General features: G+C 66.3%; 16 protein-coding genes. 7 read left to right on the forward strand and 9 right to left on the reverse strand.

The window, feature by feature from the left end; translation table 11 throughout:
• Positions 1-29 precede the first annotated feature (29 nt).
• Both AAFN88_RS12225 and AAFN88_RS12230 read right to left on the reverse strand, forming a co-directional pair.
• Positions 30-359, reverse strand: coding sequence for a DUF2794 domain-containing protein (locus AAFN88_RS12225; protein ID WP_347520591.1), 330 nt, complete (start codon positions 357-359; stop codon positions 30-32).
• A 171-nt stretch (positions 360-530) separates the two neighbouring features.
• On the reverse strand, positions 531-887 hold the full coding sequence (locus tag AAFN88_RS12230; protein ID WP_347520592.1) for a hypothetical protein: 357 nt from the start codon (positions 885-887) through the stop codon (positions 531-533).
• Between the two features lie 274 nt (positions 888-1161).
• Between AAFN88_RS12230 and AAFN88_RS12235 the strand changes: the two genes are divergently transcribed.
• The 4 genes from AAFN88_RS12235 to der all read left to right on the forward strand — a co-directional run bounded on the left by AAFN88_RS12235 (position 1162) and on the right by der (position 5433).
• On the forward strand, positions 1162-1713 hold the full coding sequence (locus AAFN88_RS12235; RefSeq protein WP_347520593.1) for a thioredoxin family protein: 552 nt from the start codon (positions 1162-1164) through the stop codon (positions 1711-1713).
• A 209-nt stretch (positions 1714-1922) separates the two neighbouring features.
• Complete coding sequence (locus tag AAFN88_RS12240; RefSeq protein WP_347520594.1) at positions 1923-2564, forward strand: tetratricopeptide repeat protein; 642 nt, start codon at positions 1923-1925, stop codon at positions 2562-2564.
• Between the two features lie 16 nt (positions 2565-2580).
• The gene (locus tag AAFN88_RS12245; protein WP_347520595.1) at positions 2581-3903 is read left to right on the forward strand and encodes a PQQ-binding-like beta-propeller repeat protein; all 1323 of its coding nucleotides are present in this window, start codon (positions 2581-2583) and stop codon (positions 3901-3903) included.
• Between the two features lie 123 nt (positions 3904-4026).
• Positions 4027-5433 carry a ribosome biogenesis GTPase Der gene (der, locus tag AAFN88_RS12250; protein ID WP_347521663.1) on the forward strand — a complete coding sequence of 469 codons (1407 nt, stop codon included), beginning with the start codon at positions 4027-4029 and terminating at the stop codon, positions 5431-5433.
• A 50-nt stretch (positions 5434-5483) separates the two neighbouring features.
• Here the strand turns inward: der and AAFN88_RS12255 are convergent, their stop codons facing one another.
• Entirely contained in the window at positions 5484-6119 is a 636-nt protein-coding gene (locus AAFN88_RS12255) for a glutathione S-transferase family protein (RefSeq protein WP_347520596.1), read from the reverse strand.
• A 291-nt stretch (positions 6120-6410) separates the two neighbouring features.
• Between AAFN88_RS12255 and AAFN88_RS12260 the strand changes: the two genes are divergently transcribed.
• The 3 genes from AAFN88_RS12260 to AAFN88_RS12270 all read left to right on the forward strand — a co-directional run bounded on the left by AAFN88_RS12260 (position 6411) and on the right by AAFN88_RS12270 (position 9711).
• Positions 6411-7181 carry an alpha/beta fold hydrolase gene (locus tag AAFN88_RS12260; protein WP_347520597.1) on the forward strand — a complete coding sequence of 257 codons (771 nt, stop codon included), beginning with the start codon at positions 6411-6413 and terminating at the stop codon, positions 7179-7181.
• A 338-nt stretch (positions 7182-7519) separates the two neighbouring features.
• Entirely contained in the window at positions 7520-8575 is a 1056-nt protein-coding gene (locus AAFN88_RS12265; RefSeq protein ID WP_347520598.1) for a pentapeptide repeat-containing protein, read from the forward strand.
• A 203-nt stretch (positions 8576-8778) separates the two neighbouring features.
• Complete coding sequence (locus AAFN88_RS12270; protein ID WP_347520599.1) at positions 8779-9711, forward strand: alpha-L-glutamate ligase; 933 nt, start codon at positions 8779-8781, stop codon at positions 9709-9711.
• A 31-nt stretch (positions 9712-9742) separates the two neighbouring features.
• Here AAFN88_RS12270 and AAFN88_RS12275 read toward each other — a convergent pair whose 3' ends face one another.
• The 6 genes from AAFN88_RS12275 to AAFN88_RS12300 are packed head-to-tail and all read right to left on the reverse strand — an operon-like array spanning position 9743 to position 15488.
• Positions 9743-10474, reverse strand: a complete 732-nt coding sequence (locus tag AAFN88_RS12275) for an SDR family NAD(P)-dependent oxidoreductase (RefSeq protein WP_347520600.1) — start codon at positions 10472-10474, stop codon at positions 9743-9745.
• Positions 10474-10968, reverse strand: coding sequence for a DUF2937 family protein (locus tag AAFN88_RS12280; RefSeq protein ID WP_347520601.1), 495 nt, complete (start codon positions 10966-10968; stop codon positions 10474-10476). The genes AAFN88_RS12275 and AAFN88_RS12280 overlap by 1 nt, the downstream gene beginning before the upstream one ends.
• Before the next feature lie 24 nt (positions 10969-10992).
• Complete coding sequence (gene purF, locus AAFN88_RS12285; protein ID WP_347520602.1) at positions 10993-12471, reverse strand: amidophosphoribosyltransferase; 1479 nt, start codon at positions 12469-12471, stop codon at positions 10993-10995.
• Positions 12468-13172: a CvpA family protein gene (locus tag AAFN88_RS12290; protein ID WP_347520603.1), complete on the reverse strand. Its 705-nt coding sequence runs from the start codon at positions 13170-13172 to the stop codon at positions 12468-12470. Before AAFN88_RS12290 ends, purF begins: the two co-directional genes overlap by 4 nt.
• 28 nt (positions 13173-13200) lie before the next feature.
• On the reverse strand, positions 13201-14646 hold the full coding sequence (radA, locus tag AAFN88_RS12295; RefSeq protein WP_347520604.1) for a DNA repair protein RadA: 1446 nt from the start codon (positions 14644-14646) through the stop codon (positions 13201-13203).
• 38 nt (positions 14647-14684) lie between these two features.
• Entirely contained in the window at positions 14685-15488 is an 804-nt protein-coding gene (locus AAFN88_RS12300; protein ID WP_347520605.1) for an ABC transporter ATP-binding protein, read from the reverse strand.
• Between the last annotated feature and the right edge of the window lie 14 nt (positions 15489-15502).

Raw genomic sequence — 15502 nt, forward strand, 5'->3', positions numbered from 1 at the left:
AGGGGTGGACGGCAATGACGGAGGATGCGTCAGGAAACCACGCGCAAACGTTTCCTAAAAACTTTAAGAGCATCTCTTAAGTTATTAGATCTTTTAATTTTTTCTCGGCCCGAAAATACGACATACTCAATGGAGCGATTGTTGCGCTGCTTGGCGATGGCGTAGAGCGGGGCGTCATGAGTATGGCGAAAGACTGAAAAGATCGCCGCCCCGCCCGCTTGATCGATGGCGTAGTCGCGCCACTCGCCACTGGCGACATTCCGGCTGTAGAGCGAGAGCAACTGGTTCAACTCGGCCCGGTCGAAGAACACGCGCCGCGGAGTCTTGCGGCTTTCGTTGAAGCTGTACAGCTGGCTCATGAAGGCGGCGGGCCTCCCGCGAAGCTCAAAGGGGGTCTCAAATCCGTAGCGAAGACCAGTTTTCCGCAATTTTCGGCTGCCGTCCAGCCATCACGACCGGGCCCGCGGGAGAGAATGGGATTCCTTAGTTGAGACCGGGAGCGGCGAATCCGGGACGGCTGGGAAGGGGGGTCAGCGGACCCGGGCGGCGCTGCTGGCCATCGTGTCCGGCTGGCGGAAGCAGTTGATGGCACCGAGGGTCCGGTAGCAGTAGGTGCCGGCCCGTTGCGCCGCGGCCTCGGCCTCGGCGGCCTTGCGCTGCTCCTCGGTCATGGTTTCGTGACAGTACCCCTCACCGTTGGCCAGGCTGAGGGTCGAGCAGTCCTTGTCGAAGGCCCAAGTGGCGACGTGGTCGCCGATGGTCTTGTCGGTATGGACGAAGGTCACGAGGGAAGCGCCGGCCAGCATCGCCTGGGAGCCCGGATCGCAGGCCGCGAGGGTCGCCATGAGAAGGGGGACGGCGAAGAGGGACTTGTGCTGCAGCCTCATACCTTGAGCTCCTGATTGCCGCGGTGCCTGCGGCCAACTGTCGTTCCTGACCTTGGCGTCCTGACAAGGGGGCCGTTGGCGCTTAGGATGGCGCCTGCAGGGGATGCTGCGCACGGCCGCCGGGCAGGGCCCGGAGTGTTGGATTTTCGCCAAACACCCAACTTCAGTCTGGCGGTCCGCGCTGAAGAATCTGTTAACGTTCCAGATGTTTGCTGATAGATTAGAAAACCGTCATAAGCATCTGTTTATACAATGAAGATGGAGTCGGGAATTCATGGCGAAATCGCCCCCTATCTGCGACTTCGGCTGGAGCGCGGCGGACTTCTCGCTGCAGGGCATCGACGGTAAGGCCTACAGCCTGTCCGACATCGCCGGCCCGAAGGGTGTGTTGATCGTTTTCATGTGCAACCACTGCCCCTATGTGCGCTCCATCGCCGGCCGCTTGGGCGAGGAGGCCAGGGCCCTGGCGGCGCTGGGGATTGGCGTGGCGGGCATCAACGCCAACGACCCCACGGCCTATCCGGAGGATTCCTTCGAGAATATGAAGGCCTTCGCCCGTGATCACGGACTGGATTTTCCCTACCTGGTGGACCCCACCCAGGAGACGGCCCGGGCCTACGGGGCGGTCTGCACGCCCGATTTCTTCGGCTTCAACAAGGATCTGCAGCTTCAGTACCGGGGGCGCCTGGATGAATCGCGGACGGCCCCGGTGCCCAATGCGCGAAGAGAGCTCTACGAGGCCATGAAGCTGATCGCGGAGACCGGCAAGGGGCCGGAGGATCAGATCGCTTCCATGGGCTGCAGCATCAAGTGGAAGGCCGCCTGAGGCCCGGAGGGCTGCGAGGGCGAAGCCGCCGCCGCAAAAGGCGTAGCGCCGAAAAGCGGTGAATCCGTGGTTGATGAAGCCGGGGAAGGGCTTTATCAACGAAGCGCCTTCGGGTGTTCAAGGGGTCGGCACGGAAGACCGGCAGCGGTTCCCGGAGTTGAATCGCCGGGACCGGCGCAGCCGGCGGGGCGAGTAATAGGGAGTGGCCAGTGGCCGATATCTTTCAGGAAGTCGATGAGGATCTGCGCCGCGACAAGGCGGCGGAGTGGTGGAAGCGCTACAGTCTCTTCATCTATGCCGCAGCGGTGGTGGTGGTGCTTGGCGTGGCCGGCTACAAGGGCTGGCAGGCCTATGACCAGAAGCTGCGCGGCGAGCGTTCCAACAGCTATGCCGAGGCTCTCGCCCTGATCGACGGCGGCGACGAAGCCAAGGCCCGGCAAGTGCTGGCCGCGCTCAGCGATCCCGCGGGCGATGGCTACGCGCTGCTCGCGGCCTTGACCGAGGCTCAACTCGCCGCTGAAAGCGACGATGCCGCCGCCGGGCAGATTTGGCAGCGGCTGGCCAGCGAGGGCACTTCCGGACCCGCGATGAGCCAGCTCGGGAGCTTGCTGATCGTCTTGGAACGGATGGACGACGGCGATCCGGCGGTTCTGCGGGGTGAACTGCAGTCCCTGGCAGGCCCCGAGGCACCTTACCGCTTTACCGCCCTGGAGCTGCTGGCGGTCCTGGCCTTGCGCGAAGGCGACCGGGAAGCGGCGCGCGAGCACTTGGTCAAGATCACCGACGATCCCGCCGCGCCTAGCGGCAGCCGCAGCCGCGCCGCGGAACTGCTCGCCTCCTTGCCTGGATGATTTTCCGATGTCTCTAATGTTCAAGCGCCTCCTGTTGCCGCTTTCCCTGCCGCTCGTGGTTTCCGCCTGCGGCATCAGCGACTGGTTCGGGGAGACCGAGGCTCCGCCGCTGCCCGGCCAGCGCATCGCCATTCTGGCCTACGAGCGCGGCCTCAGGGCCGACCCCACGATCGCTGACGTACCCGTGCGCCTGCCGGAGCCCTATATCAACACCGATTGGGCGCAGCCCGGCGGCAGCGCCGCCCACGCCATGTATCACCTCTCGCTCAGCGCCAATCCGCGCCGGGTCTGGAGCGCCGACTTGGGCGAGGGGTCGGGCGACGTGGCCCAGTTGCTGGCCCAGCCCATCGTCGTCGAGGACGCCGTCTACGCCATGGACGCGCGTTCCACCGTTTCCGCCTTCTCGGCCACCAACGGCAGCCGCCTGTGGCGGGTCGACCTGGAGGACGACGACGAGGACGGCATCTACTTCGGCGGCGGCATCGCCGCAGAGGGGGGCAGGATCTTCGTTTCCACCGGTTTCGCACGGATCTTTGCCCTGGACGCGAAGACGGGCGAGCTGCTGTGGATCCACAAGGCGCCGGGGCCCATGCGCGGGGCTCCCGTGGCCAGCGACGGACGGGTCTTCGTGGTCACCCTGGACAACCAGCTTCTGGTGCTGAACGCCGAGACCGGCGAGCGCCTATGGAACCACGTCGGCGTGCAGGAGACCGCCGGTCTGCTGGGGACGGCGAGCCCGGCGGTGTCGCGTAACACGGTCGTGGTGCCCTATTCCTCGGGCGAGGTCCTGGCGCTTCTGACCGACGACGGCCGCACGGTATGGAGCGAGAACCTCAGCGCCATCCGCCGGCTCGATCCGCTGGCCGACATCGCCCAGATCCGGGGCTTGCCGGTGATCGACCGCGACCTCGTCTTCGCGGTCAGCCATGCCGGCCAGATGCTGGCGGTCAACCTGCGCCAGGGCGTGCGGGCCTGGCAGGCGGACGTCGGCGGCGTGCAGATGCCTTGGGCGGCGGGGGATTTCCTCTACGTGCTGACCAACGACGGCCAGGTCGTCTGCCTGCAGCGGCACGATGGGCGCATCCGCTGGGTGACGCCGCTGCCGCGCTTCGCCGACCCGGAGGAGCAGGACGTGCCGATCCGCTGGCGCGGCCCGGTGCTGGCCGGCGACCGGCTGGTCATCGCCGGCTCGCACGGCGAGGTGATCTCGGTGTCGCCCTACGACGGGAAGCTGCTCGGCTTCTTCGACCTGGGCGACGGGGCCGCGGTGGCCCCGGTGGTCGCCAACAACAGCCTTTATCTGGTCACCAACGGCGGCGATCTGGTCGCCCTGCGCTAGCCGCTCCGGCCCGCCCCGCAGCGGCCCGTTCCCGGACGCCCGCCGGGGGCGGAGCGGGGCCCGGCCGGAAGGCGCCCCGCGATGGGGCTTGCGGCGGGGTCTTCCGCACCCTATTCCAGTGCCATGACCATCACCGTCGCCATCATCGGACGCCCCAACGTGGGCAAGTCGACCCTCTTCAACCGGCTGGTCGGGCAGCGCCTGGCGCTGGTCGACGACACGCCGGGCGTCACCCGCGACCGCCGCGAAGGGGAGGCCAACCTCTTCGGGCTGGAGTTCCGGGTCATCGACACCGCCGGCCTGGAGGAGGTCTTCGACGCCAGCCTGGAGGGCCGCATGCGCGCGCAGACCGAGCGTGCCGTGGCGGAGTCCGACCTGGCGCTGCTGGTCATCGACGCGCGCGCCGGGATCACCGCCCTGGACGAGCACTTCGCCCGCTGGCTGCGGCGCAGTGGCAAGCCCGTGGCCCTGGTCGCCAACAAGTGCGAGGGACGGGAAGCCGAAGCCGGTCTCAACGACGCCTACAGCCTGGGCCTGGGCCAGGCGATCCCGATCTCCGCCGAGCACGGCCTGGGCATGAGCGATCTCTACGACGCCGTTGTCGCGGTGGCGGAGAAGGCGGAGGAAACCCTGCCCGAAGAAGCGCCGGAGGGGGGGGAAGCCGAAGCCGAGGCGCCGGAGGAAACCGGCGGCGTGCTGCAGCTCGCCGTAGTCGGCCGGCCCAACGTCGGCAAGTCGACCCTCATCAACAAGCTGCTGGGCGAGGAGCGCCTGCTGACCGGCCCCGAGGCGGGCATCACCCGCGATTCGATTGCCGTGGAATGGGCCTACAAGGGCCGTCCGCTGCGCCTGGTGGATACCGCCGGGCTGCGCCGCAAGGCGCGGGTGGTGGAGAAGATCGAGAAGCTCTCGACGCAGGACACCCTGCGCGCCATCCGCTTCGCCCAGGTGGTGGTGCTGCTGCTGGACGTGGAGGAGGGGCTGGAAAAGCAGGACCTCACCATCGCCCGCATGGTGGTGGACGAGGGCCGGGCGCTGGTGATCGGCGTCAACAAGTGGGACTCCTGCCGCGAGCGCGACGCCGCCTTGGCGGCCATCCAAGACCGCCTGCTGCGCTCCCTGCCGCAGACCCGCGGCATCCCCGTGGTGACGCTCTCGGCGTTGCAGGGCCACAATATCGGCGCGCTGCTAGAGGCGGTGTTCCAGGCCTACGACGTGTGGAACCGCCGCGTCGCGACGGCGGACCTGAACCGCTGGCTGGATGCGGTGACCTCGTCGCACCCGCCACCGGCGGTGAACGGGCGGCGCGTGCGTCTGAAATACATGACCCAGGCCAAGACGCGCCCGCCGACCTTTGCCATCTTCTGCTCCAAGCCGCAGGAGCTGCCGCCCTCCTACCTGCGCTACCTGGAGAACGGCTTGCGCGAGGCCTTCGACCTGCCGGGCACGCCGATCCGCCTCAACTTCCGCAAGGGCGACAACCCCTACGCGGGCCGGAAGAAGCCGAAGAGCGACAGGAAGAATCGCTAGGCCGCCGGAGCCGCGCGCCAAGTCGCATCGGCCGCGGCCCGGCGGCGGCGTCAGCCCAGATCGGGCTCGGTTGCCTTGAAGTTATCGACGTCCTGCATCCGCTGCCACCAATCCGAGACGCCGGGCACGCTGAGGATTTGCTCGGCATCCGGGGTCAGCGAGACATAGAAGATGATCGGTCCGAGCAGGTAGTCGGCGAGACTCGGCTTACTGCCGGCCAGCCAGGGGGCGTCTCCTTTGTTCTCCATCAGCAGCGTCAGAAGCTTTGCGCTGTCTTGCAGGCAGACCTGGCGCTGCTCCTCGTTCTTGCCGCCGATGAAGTCGGGAAAGAGGTGATAACCGGCGACCCCCACCAGGGCGCCGTAGCCGTAGCTGTTGATGAGGCTGATCGCCTCGTTCATGCGCGCACGGTCCCCTGCGCTTTTCGGCATGCAGGAGGGATCCGGCAGGGTCTCTTCGAGATAGCGGCAGATGGCGTCGGTCTCCCGAATCCGCATGCCGTCGATATCGATCACCGGGACCTTGCCGAAGGGATGCCTGGCGAGGTGATCCGCCTGTCGCGGCTCGCCGGCCAGCACATTCACCGGCACCTGGTCGTAGTCGACTCCCTTGTCGGCGAGCACCATGCGGACGGTGCGCACGTAGGTGGATCCATCGAAACCATAGAGAACGGGTTTGTCGGACATTTCTGCTCCTTGTCGTCGTGGCTTCTTTTCGCTGGGGAGGAACCCGCGAAAACGCTGGTCCCGGCTGCGGCTGTCCCGCGGCCCAGGTATGGAAGTGCTTCCACGCTCAATTGAAGGCGGCGCGGAGTTCCCTGTCCGCCTTCCGCGCGATGGTGTCATCAACAGGTCTCAAACTAGGTCGCGGTCCGGCAAATCAAGGGGTGGGGCAGCGGCCGGCGCGACATGTGTTGCTCCTGCGGATCGCGGCTTCTGCTAAACTGCTTGAGGGTTGTCAGGATTGGGAGAGCGACAGTGGCGACGGTCGAGAACGAAGGTGCGAGCCTCTATTACGAAACCCACGGCGAAGGGCCGGCGGTGGTCTTCGCGCACGGGCGCGGCGGCAACTGTGCGTCCTGGTGGCAGCAGGTCCCTCACTTTGCGAAGCACTTCAAGGTCATCGTCTTCGATCACCGTGGCTTCGGGCGCTCGCGCTGCGACGGCGCGCACTTCGAGGCCGCCTATTTTTCCCGAGACATCGCCGCCATCCTGGATGCCGAGGGTATCGACAAGGCCGCATTGGTCTGCCAGTCGATGGGCGGCTGGGGCGGGTTGAAGCTGGCGGTGACTCAGCCGGAGCGCGTCGCCGCTCTCGTGCTGGCCAGCACGCCCGGCGGTCTGGACACGCCCAAGGCCACCGCGGCGATCGAGCATATCGCCTCCGGCGCCATCCCGCCGGGCACGGGGCAGATCGGCAAGAGCTTCGTCGCCGCCAATCCGGAAGGGGCTTACCTGGCCCGGCAGATCTCCGGCCTCAACTCCAACTTCCCGCGCAGCTTCAACCGACTCACCTCGGCCAAGGCGGTCTCGCTTCGGGAACTCCAGGGCTACGCCTTGCCGACCTTGGCAATCACCAGCACGGAGGACGTGCTGTTCCCGCCGGAAGTGATGGAAGAGGTGGCGGCAACGATCCCCGGCGCGCGGCTGGAGGTTATTCCCGGCGTCGGCCACTCGACCTATTTCGAGGCGCCGGAGACCTTCAATGCGCTGGTCTTCGGCTTTCTGAGGGACATCTTGCTCAACTAATAGGGAAGATGACGGGGGTGTCTATTAACCCTCGGTATGTCCACCACCCCCGCAAGAAAAAGCCGTGGCCGCAGAGGGCGAAGGCTACTCCGAATCCTATGGAAACCTTGGAAAGCTTGGCTGTTGGGCAGTTGCTCCGGCCGAACGACCCCGGTCCTGTTCGCAGGAATTACTTGCCTCAAGTAGGACAAATTTTCCGTGGTATTTGTAGTAACAGCCGAATTTAAGGCTTTGTGCATTCCTAGGATGCAGATTGCGTCTTGATCAAGCCGAGTATAAAGCACTGGCGGCTTTGTTCATGGAACGCAATTACATCCACGGCGCGAAGAAGTTCTAACATGTACTACGAATCGAAGAATATTATCATCTCCAAACGCCATATTTCACAGGACGCCTTGGAAAAACTCGCCATCGTCAGCGGCCGCTTCGCCACGCGGCGGCGCGACGGCCGGCGAATCATCATGCAGAAGTGCTTGTTGGCCGGGCTGAACTTCCAGGACATGTGCTTCGCCGAGGCCCAGTTCCTGGCCTGCAATTTCTCAGGCGCCGACCTGACTGGCGCGGATTTCAGCCGCGCGAAGCTCTTTGCCTCGAAATTCGAGGGGGCGAACCTGACCCGCGCCAACTTCCATCGCGCGGACCTGCGCGCGGCCACCTTCGACAAGGCGCTGCTGGATGGGACGTCGTTTGACCGGGCCGACCTTCGAAAGGGGGCGATCATCACCGGTGAGGACGACGACCTGCAGGTATCGCGCGAGCTTACGTCCTCGTTCCGCGATGCCGACCTCAGCCGCACCGATCTCAGCTATGCCCAGTTGAAGGACGTCGACTTCAGCGGCGCCAACCTGGACGAGACCAATCTGGAAGGCGCCGATTTGCGGGGCAGCCGCTTTGTCGGTGCGGCTTTTCGCAGCGCCCGCCTCAACAATGCCAGCCTGCACGAGGTGGACCTGCGCGGCGCGAGCTTCGAGGCAATGAACGTCGGCGAACTGGGTATCGAAGCCGCGCCGGCCAAGCCGATCGACGACGGCGAACTGAACGAGATCCTGGATCAGCACGAACGCTGGGTCGACAGCGGCGGCCGGTTGGGCAACCGCGCCGACTTCACGGCCCACAACCTTGCCGGCCGCAGTCTGGCGGAGCGGAACCTGGCGGCCATCTCCTTCGTCAACTCGAACCTCAAGGAAGTGGATTTCCGCGGCGCGGTGCTGGCCGCCTGCGACTTCACCAACGCCAATCTGCGTGCCGCCAATCTCTCGCACAGCGACCTTCGGGGCAGCAACCTGGCGAGCGCCCTCCTGGAAGAAGCCCGCTTTGAACGGGCCGATATCGGGACGCTGCCCGAAACCGGCATGCAGACCCGCTTTCCCGAGGGGTTCGTGCTCAGCGCCTAGAGTCTTCTCCAGTGCCATAGCCTGGTGCGCTGCCGGCCGCATCGTTTCCTGATGGGGACTCCGAGCGGAGGGAGGTCTTTCTCGCGCATAAAATAAACATATAAAACATGTAATTTAATTATTATTCCCTATTTGATATTGTAATTTGGCTTGGCCGGGCTATCTCAAGGCTCAGGTTTCTCCCCCCATGAAAGGCGCTGCGCATGCCCCGTATCCATGTCCTGCACGAGAACCCTGACTGGCTGCCCCCGCTGGCCGCGGCCCTGGACGGCAGCGGCGCGGCCTGGGAGGACTGGCTGCTGGTGGAGCGCGCCATCGATCTCTCGGTGGCCCCGCCGGAAGGGGTTTTCTACAACCGCATGAGCGCGTCCTCGCACACGCGCGGGCATCGCTACTCGGCGGAGCTGACGGCGGTCACGCTGGCGTGGCTGAGCCAGTACGGGCGGCGGATCGTCAATGGCCCTGCCGCGCTGGACCTGGAGATCAGCAAGGTGCGCCAGTACGCGGCCCTGGCCCGCGCCGGCGTGGCGACACCGCGCACGGTTCCTGTGGTCGGCAAGGACAAACTGGTCGCTGCCGCGCGGCAGGCCTTTGGCAAGGGGCGCTTCCTGCTGAAACCGAATCGCGGCGGCAAGGGCCTGGGCGTTCACCTCTTTGAGGACGCCGACGATCTCGCCGGGTTCCTGGAGACCTTCGACTACGAGGCGCCGCTGGATGGCGTACACCTGCTGCAGGACTACGTGGTCACGCGTGAGCCCATCGTCACGCGCGCGGAATTCGTCGGCGGACGCTTCCTCTATGCCGTCGAGGTCGATACCAGCAACGGTTTCGAGCTCTGCCCGGCTGATGTCTGCAGCCTGCCCGGCGCGGCGCGGCCGGCCTTCAAGGTGGTGGAGGACATCGACGCGGGCTTGAAGGCCCGGCTGGAACGTTTCCTGCAGCTCGCCGACATCGAGATTGCCGGCATCGAGTTCGCCGTCGGTGCGGACGGCTTGCCGCTGGTCTATGACGTGAACACCAACACCAACTACAACTCCGAGGCCGAAGCCGCCGCCGGCGTGGATGTCACCGGCATGGAGGCCATCGCCGGCTTCCTGAAGGGCGAGCTGAACAAGCGCCTGCGCGAAGCCGCCTGAACCGTCGACCGGTCCGGCCGGGCGCCGGCGGTTAGCGCACCTCGACGATTTCGCCGTTCTTCGCGCAGCCGGGTTCGGTCAATTCGACGAAGGCCTCGGTGATCGCCTCGGGCGGGCGCAGGCTCTCAGGGTCCTCGCCGGGGAAAGCGGCGGCGCGCATCATGGTGCGGATCGGGCCGGGGGAGATCAGATTGGCTTTCACCTTGGTCTTGGTGATCTCGGCGGCATAGGTGCGCACCAGGGCTTCAAGTGCGGCCTTGGAGACGGCGTAGGGCCCCCAGTAGGCATTGCCGCCGGCTGCCGCACCCGAGGTAACGAAGAGCGCCCGCCCGGCCTCGGAGAGCCGCAGCAGGGGATCGAGACTGCGGATCAGCCGGAAGTTGGCGGTCACGTTCACGTCCATGACTTCCTGCCAAATGTCCGGCTTGACGTGCCCGACCGGGGTCAGCGGCCCCAGTATGCCGGCGTTGCCCACCAGGATGTCCAGCTTGCCGTAGCGCTCGTGCAGGGAAGCGCCAAGGCGGTCCAGGCCATCGAAGTCGCGCAGGTCATGGGGAACCAGGACCGGCTGCTTGCCACCCTCCGCGCGGATCGCGTCGTCCAGTTCCTCCAGCGCTCCGACGGTGCGGGCGATGAGGATCAGCTGCGCGCCTTCGGCGGCGAAGCGCCTGGCCACGGCGGCGCCGATGCCGCGCGAGGCTCCGGTGACGACGGCGATGCGGCCCTCAAGGCGGCGGGACGAGGGGCCAGGTCCATTCGACATTATGCTTCCAACTCCTTGGGGCGCCGCCGGCGCAGGACGCGCCGCGAGCCGAGAACTAAGATCAGGCCGGCCAGCACGCCGCAGGCCGCGTAGGCGAGGCCTTCCGGCGTGAGCGGCACGGCGGGATTGAAGTCGCCCAGCGTGGCCTCGACAAGGCCCGTGTTCATGTGCTCGGCGAAAGCGAAGGGGCGCTGCAACGGCGGCGCGTCGCGCAACGCCCGGTAGGCGGCTTCCATGCGGTCGAGCTGGAAGATGCTCTCCGACATGCGCGCGCCTTCCAGGCTGTGCGGCGCGCTCTCCAGGAACTGCTCGATGTAATCCTCGACCGTGAGGCCTTTCTCCGCGGCGTCGGTCCGAATCTCTTCGGCACGCTGGCGCGCTTGGTCGATGCGCCCGCCCAGGCGCTGGACGTAGTGGGCGTAGTACTCGGGGAACTGCGAGAAGGCTGCGCCGCCTCCGGCGGCGCCGAGGCTATAGAACAGGCGGGCGAACATCCCGAAGCGGACTGCCCCGGGCCCTCAGGCCCGCTCCGCCAGCAGCGACAACTGGGCCGGCTTGTCGCGGCCCTCGAAGTCGGTCAGGCGGATGGGGTAGTCGCCGGTGAAGCAGGCATCGCAGAACTTCGGCAGCATCGCATCGCGTCCCGGCTCCCCCATGGCGCGGTAGAGGCCGTCGATGGAGATGAAGGCCAGGCTGTCGACGCCGATATGGCCGGCCATGGCCTCCACGTCCATGGCGGAGGCGAGCAGTTCGCTGCGCTCCGGCGTATCGATGCCGTAAAAGCAGGAATGGGTGGTCGGCGGCGCGGCGATACGCATGTGAACCTCAGTGGCGCCGGCGGCGCGCACCATTTCGACGATCTTGATCGAGGTGGTCCCGCGTACGATGGAATCGTCCACCAGCACAACGCGCTTGCCCTCGATGAAGCGGCGGTTGGCGTTGTGCTTCAGCTTGACCCCGAGGTTGCGGATCTGCTGACCGGGCTCGATGAAGGTGCGCCCGACGTAGTGGTTGCGGATGATGCCCAACTCGAAGGGAATGCCGGATCGTTCCGAATAGCCGATCGCCGCGGGGACGCCGGAATCCGGTACCGGAATGACCACATCGGCCTCGATGCCGCTTTCCTCGGACAGAACGGCGCCGATCCGCTTGCGGGCCCCGTAGATGCTGATGCCTTCCATCATGGAATCGGGGCGGGCGAAGTAGATGTACTCGAAAATGCAGGGCCGGCGCGGCGCCGGCGGGAAGGGGCGCAGCGAATGCACGCCGGACTCGTCCAGCACCACCATCTCGCCGGCCTCGATGTCGCGCACGAAGTCGGCGCCGATGATGTCGAGGGCGCAGGTTTCGGAAGTCACCACGTAGGCATCGCCCAGGCGCCCCAGCACCAGCGGGCGCACCCCCATGGGATCGCGCACGGCGAAGATGCAGTTGCTCGACATCGCGACCAGGGAGTAGGCGCCTTCCACCTGGCGCAGGGCCGCAATGATGCGGTCGATCAGGCTGCCGGCCTCCGACGTGGCGATCAGATGAAGAATGGTCTCGGTGTCGGAGGTCGACTGGAAGATGGCGCCCTGGTTCACCAACTCGCGGCGCAGGCGGCGCGCATTGGTGAGGTTGCCGTTGTGAGCCAGCGCGAAGCCGCCGAGGGAGAGATCGGCGAACAGCGGCTGCACGTTGCGCAGTGCGGTTTCCCCGGTGGTGGAATAGCGGTTGTGGCCGATGGCGGCGCGCCCGGTGAGGCGCGACATGACATCTTCGGAGGAAAAGATATCGCCGACGTGCCCGAGGTCGCGGTGAGCGTTGAAATGCTCGCCGTCGTAGGCGACGATCCCCGCCGATTCCTGCCCGCGGTGCTGCAGGGCATGCAGTCCCAGGGCGGCCATGGCCGCGGCATCCTCGCTGCCGAAGATCCCGAATACGCCGCATTCGTCGTGGAATTTGTCGTCGTCCCCAGTACGACCAACAGCGGGGGCCAGAGGATTGGTGGTAATCACTGCTTGGTCTCTCCCGGCGCGGTTTCGTCCGACATCAGGCCTTCGATGGCCTTCTCGATCTCGTCGCGCATGCCTTCGTTATACGCGGGTTGTTCTTCGGGTGCATCGGCTTTTCTGAGCGGTGACACCAACTGCTGATAGGTCTGTTCGGCGCGGCGCATTTCCTCGGCGCGACGCTTCGCGTCCTCGGCGGCCTGGTCGCCGCGCTCCAGCAGTTCGGCAGGCACCAGGGTCATCAACATGTCGGCGCCGCGCTCAACCAGGGGACGCGACTTGGCGTCCTGAATCCAGCCGGGACGTTCGTCCTCGACGACCACGTAGTCCAGGGCCAGCCAGGCCAGCACCACGATGACGGCGCCGCGGGCGAAGCCGAAGATCAGCCCGAGGGAACGGTCGAGGGCGCCCAGGCTGCTTTGCTGGATGCGGTTGGAGAGGATGCGCGTCAGCACCGAGAACAGCACCAAGGTCACCAGGAAGAGCCCGACGCCGGTCAGCAGGCTGGCGATGAATTCGACGGTGATGACGCCCAGCACCCAGGGCTGGACATGGGGATAGGCATAGAGGGTGACGAAGGCGGCACCGATCCAGGAGCCTACGGCCAGAACCTCGTGCACGAAGCCGCGCACGAAGGCAAAGATCCCCGACACCACCAGCACGATGATGACGATGAGGTCCGCCAGATTGATCGGCAAGCTGTCCATGGCGCTCCGCTGCGCTCGTTAACTCTAATCAGTAGGCCGACTGCTGGGCCCGGCCGCTCCGGGATCCCGATTGAGGCGACTCCGGCGCTGCCAGGCGCGCCACCAGATCCTGCAGATGGGCGATTTCCTCGACAGCAAGACTCTGCCCGCCGCCCGATCTTCCGCCCGACTTGCCTTTTGCCTGCTTGCGGCGCGGGGCGATCCAGGCGCGCGTGAAGCCCAGTTTCTCGGCTTCCTTGAGGCGCAGTTCCACCTGGCTCACCGGGCGAATCTCGCCGGAAAGGCCGATTTCGCCGAATATCACCGTCTGTTCCGGCACTTCCTGTCCCGTTGCCGCCGATACCAGGGCCGCCGCGACGGCCAAGTCCGCCGCCGGCTCCCCGATCCTCAGGCCGCCGGCAACGTTCAAATATACCTCTTGGCCGGCCAACGCCAGCCCGCATCGCGCCTCCAGGACCGCCAGGACCATGGCCAGGCGGCCGGAATCCCAGCCAACCACGGCCCGCCGCGGGGTCGCAAGGGGAGAGGCGGAGACCAGGGCCTGGATCTCGACCAGCAGGGGCCGGGTTCCCTCCAGGCCGGCGAAGACCGCGGCTCCGGCGATATTGCCCCGCCGCTCGGCCAGGAAAAGGGCGGAGGGGTTGGCGACCTCGCTGAGGCCTTCGTCGGTCATTTCGAAGACGCCGATCTCGTCGGTCGGGCCGAAGCGGTTCTTTACGGCTCTCAGAATACGGAAGTGGTGGCCGCGGTCGCCCTCGAAGGTCAGAACCGTGTCGACCATGTGCTCCAGGACCTTGGGACCCGCAATGGTGCCTTCCTTGGTGACGTGGCCGACCAGCAGCAGCGCGAAGCCCCGCTTCTTGGCCAGGCGGATCAGTTCCTGGGCCGCGGCACGCACCTGGGAGACAGTTCCCGGCGCCGACTCCAGGCTGTCGACATAGAGCGTCTGGACCGAATCGACGATCACCACGGCCGGTCCTTCGGCCTGGTCCAGGCTGGCCAGCATGTCGCGCACCGAGGTCGCCGAAGCGAGCTGCACCGGGGCCTGGGCCAGGCCCATGCGGCGGGCGCGCAGGCGCACCTGGTCGATGGACTCCTCGCCGGAGATGTAGGCGCAGTCGGCGCCTTTTACCGCCATGCGGGCGGCCACCTGCAGCAGCAGGGTCGACTTGCCGATGCCCGGGTCGCCGGCCACCAGCACCGCCGAGCCGGGCACCAAGCCGCCGCCGGTGACGCGGTCGAATTCGGCGATCTGGCAGTTCAGGCGCGGGCGCGGCTGACTCTCGCTCTGCAGGTCGACGAAGCGGATCTTGCCGCCGGTCTTGCCGCTGCCCCCTGACAGTCCACCGGGCGCGCGCTGCACGCTTTCCTCGGCCAGGGTGTTCCAGGCGCCGCAGCCTTCGCAGCGCCCGGACCACTTGGCCGCGACGGCGCCGCAGTCCTGGCAGACGTATTGCGAGCGCGGCTTCGCCATTCAGCGAGATCCTTCGATACGGTGGCGCCCGGCAGGAATCAAAGGGCGCGAACTTCCATCTGGATCGGGCCCTCGGCGCGCCCGTTGATGAACTGATCGACATAGGGGTTGCCGGATTCATCGATCCGCGCAGTCGCGCCGACCCAGATGATCTTGCCCTTGTAGAGCATGGCGACGCGGTCGGAGATGCGCCGCGCGCTGGCCATGTCGTGGGTGATCGACAGGCCGGTCGCGCCGAGCTGCTTCACGCACTGGACGATGAGGCGGTCGATGACGTCGCCCATGATCGGATCCAGGCCGGTGGTGGGCTCGTCGAAGAAAATGATCTCCGGCTCCGTCGCGATGGCGCGGGCCAGCCCCACGCGCTTGCGCATGCCGCCGGACAGCTCCGCCGGCGTCAGCCGGCCAACGTCCTCACCCAGGCCGACGGCGGCCAGTTTCTCGTAGGCGATGTCGCGGGCTTTGCCGCGCGCCATGCGTTGGCCCTGGACGAGGCCGAAGGCGACGTTTTCCCAGACCGTGAGGGAGTCGAAGAGGGCGGCGTTCTGGAACAACATACCGAACTTGCGGCGAATGCGCTCCAGGTCTTCGCCATAGAGTCCGACGACCTCTTCGCCGTCAACCTTGATGGAGCCTGCCTCCGGGTGCAGCAGCCCCAGAATGCATTTCAGCAGCACCGATTTGCCGCTGCCCGATCCGCCGATGACCAGCATCGACTCGCCCTTGTGGATGTCGAGGTCGATACCGTCCAGCACCACCTTGTCGCCGAAAGCCTTGGTCAGGCCGCGAATCTGGATTTTCGGCACAGCTTCCCCTGCCGCCGGTGCGGTGGCTTGGCTCATAGCCGCGGGCACTT

It is taken from the genome of Pelagibius sp. CAU 1746, from assembly GCF_039839785.1.
Classification (GTDB): Bacteria; Pseudomonadota; Alphaproteobacteria; order Kiloniellales; family Kiloniellaceae; genus Pelagibius.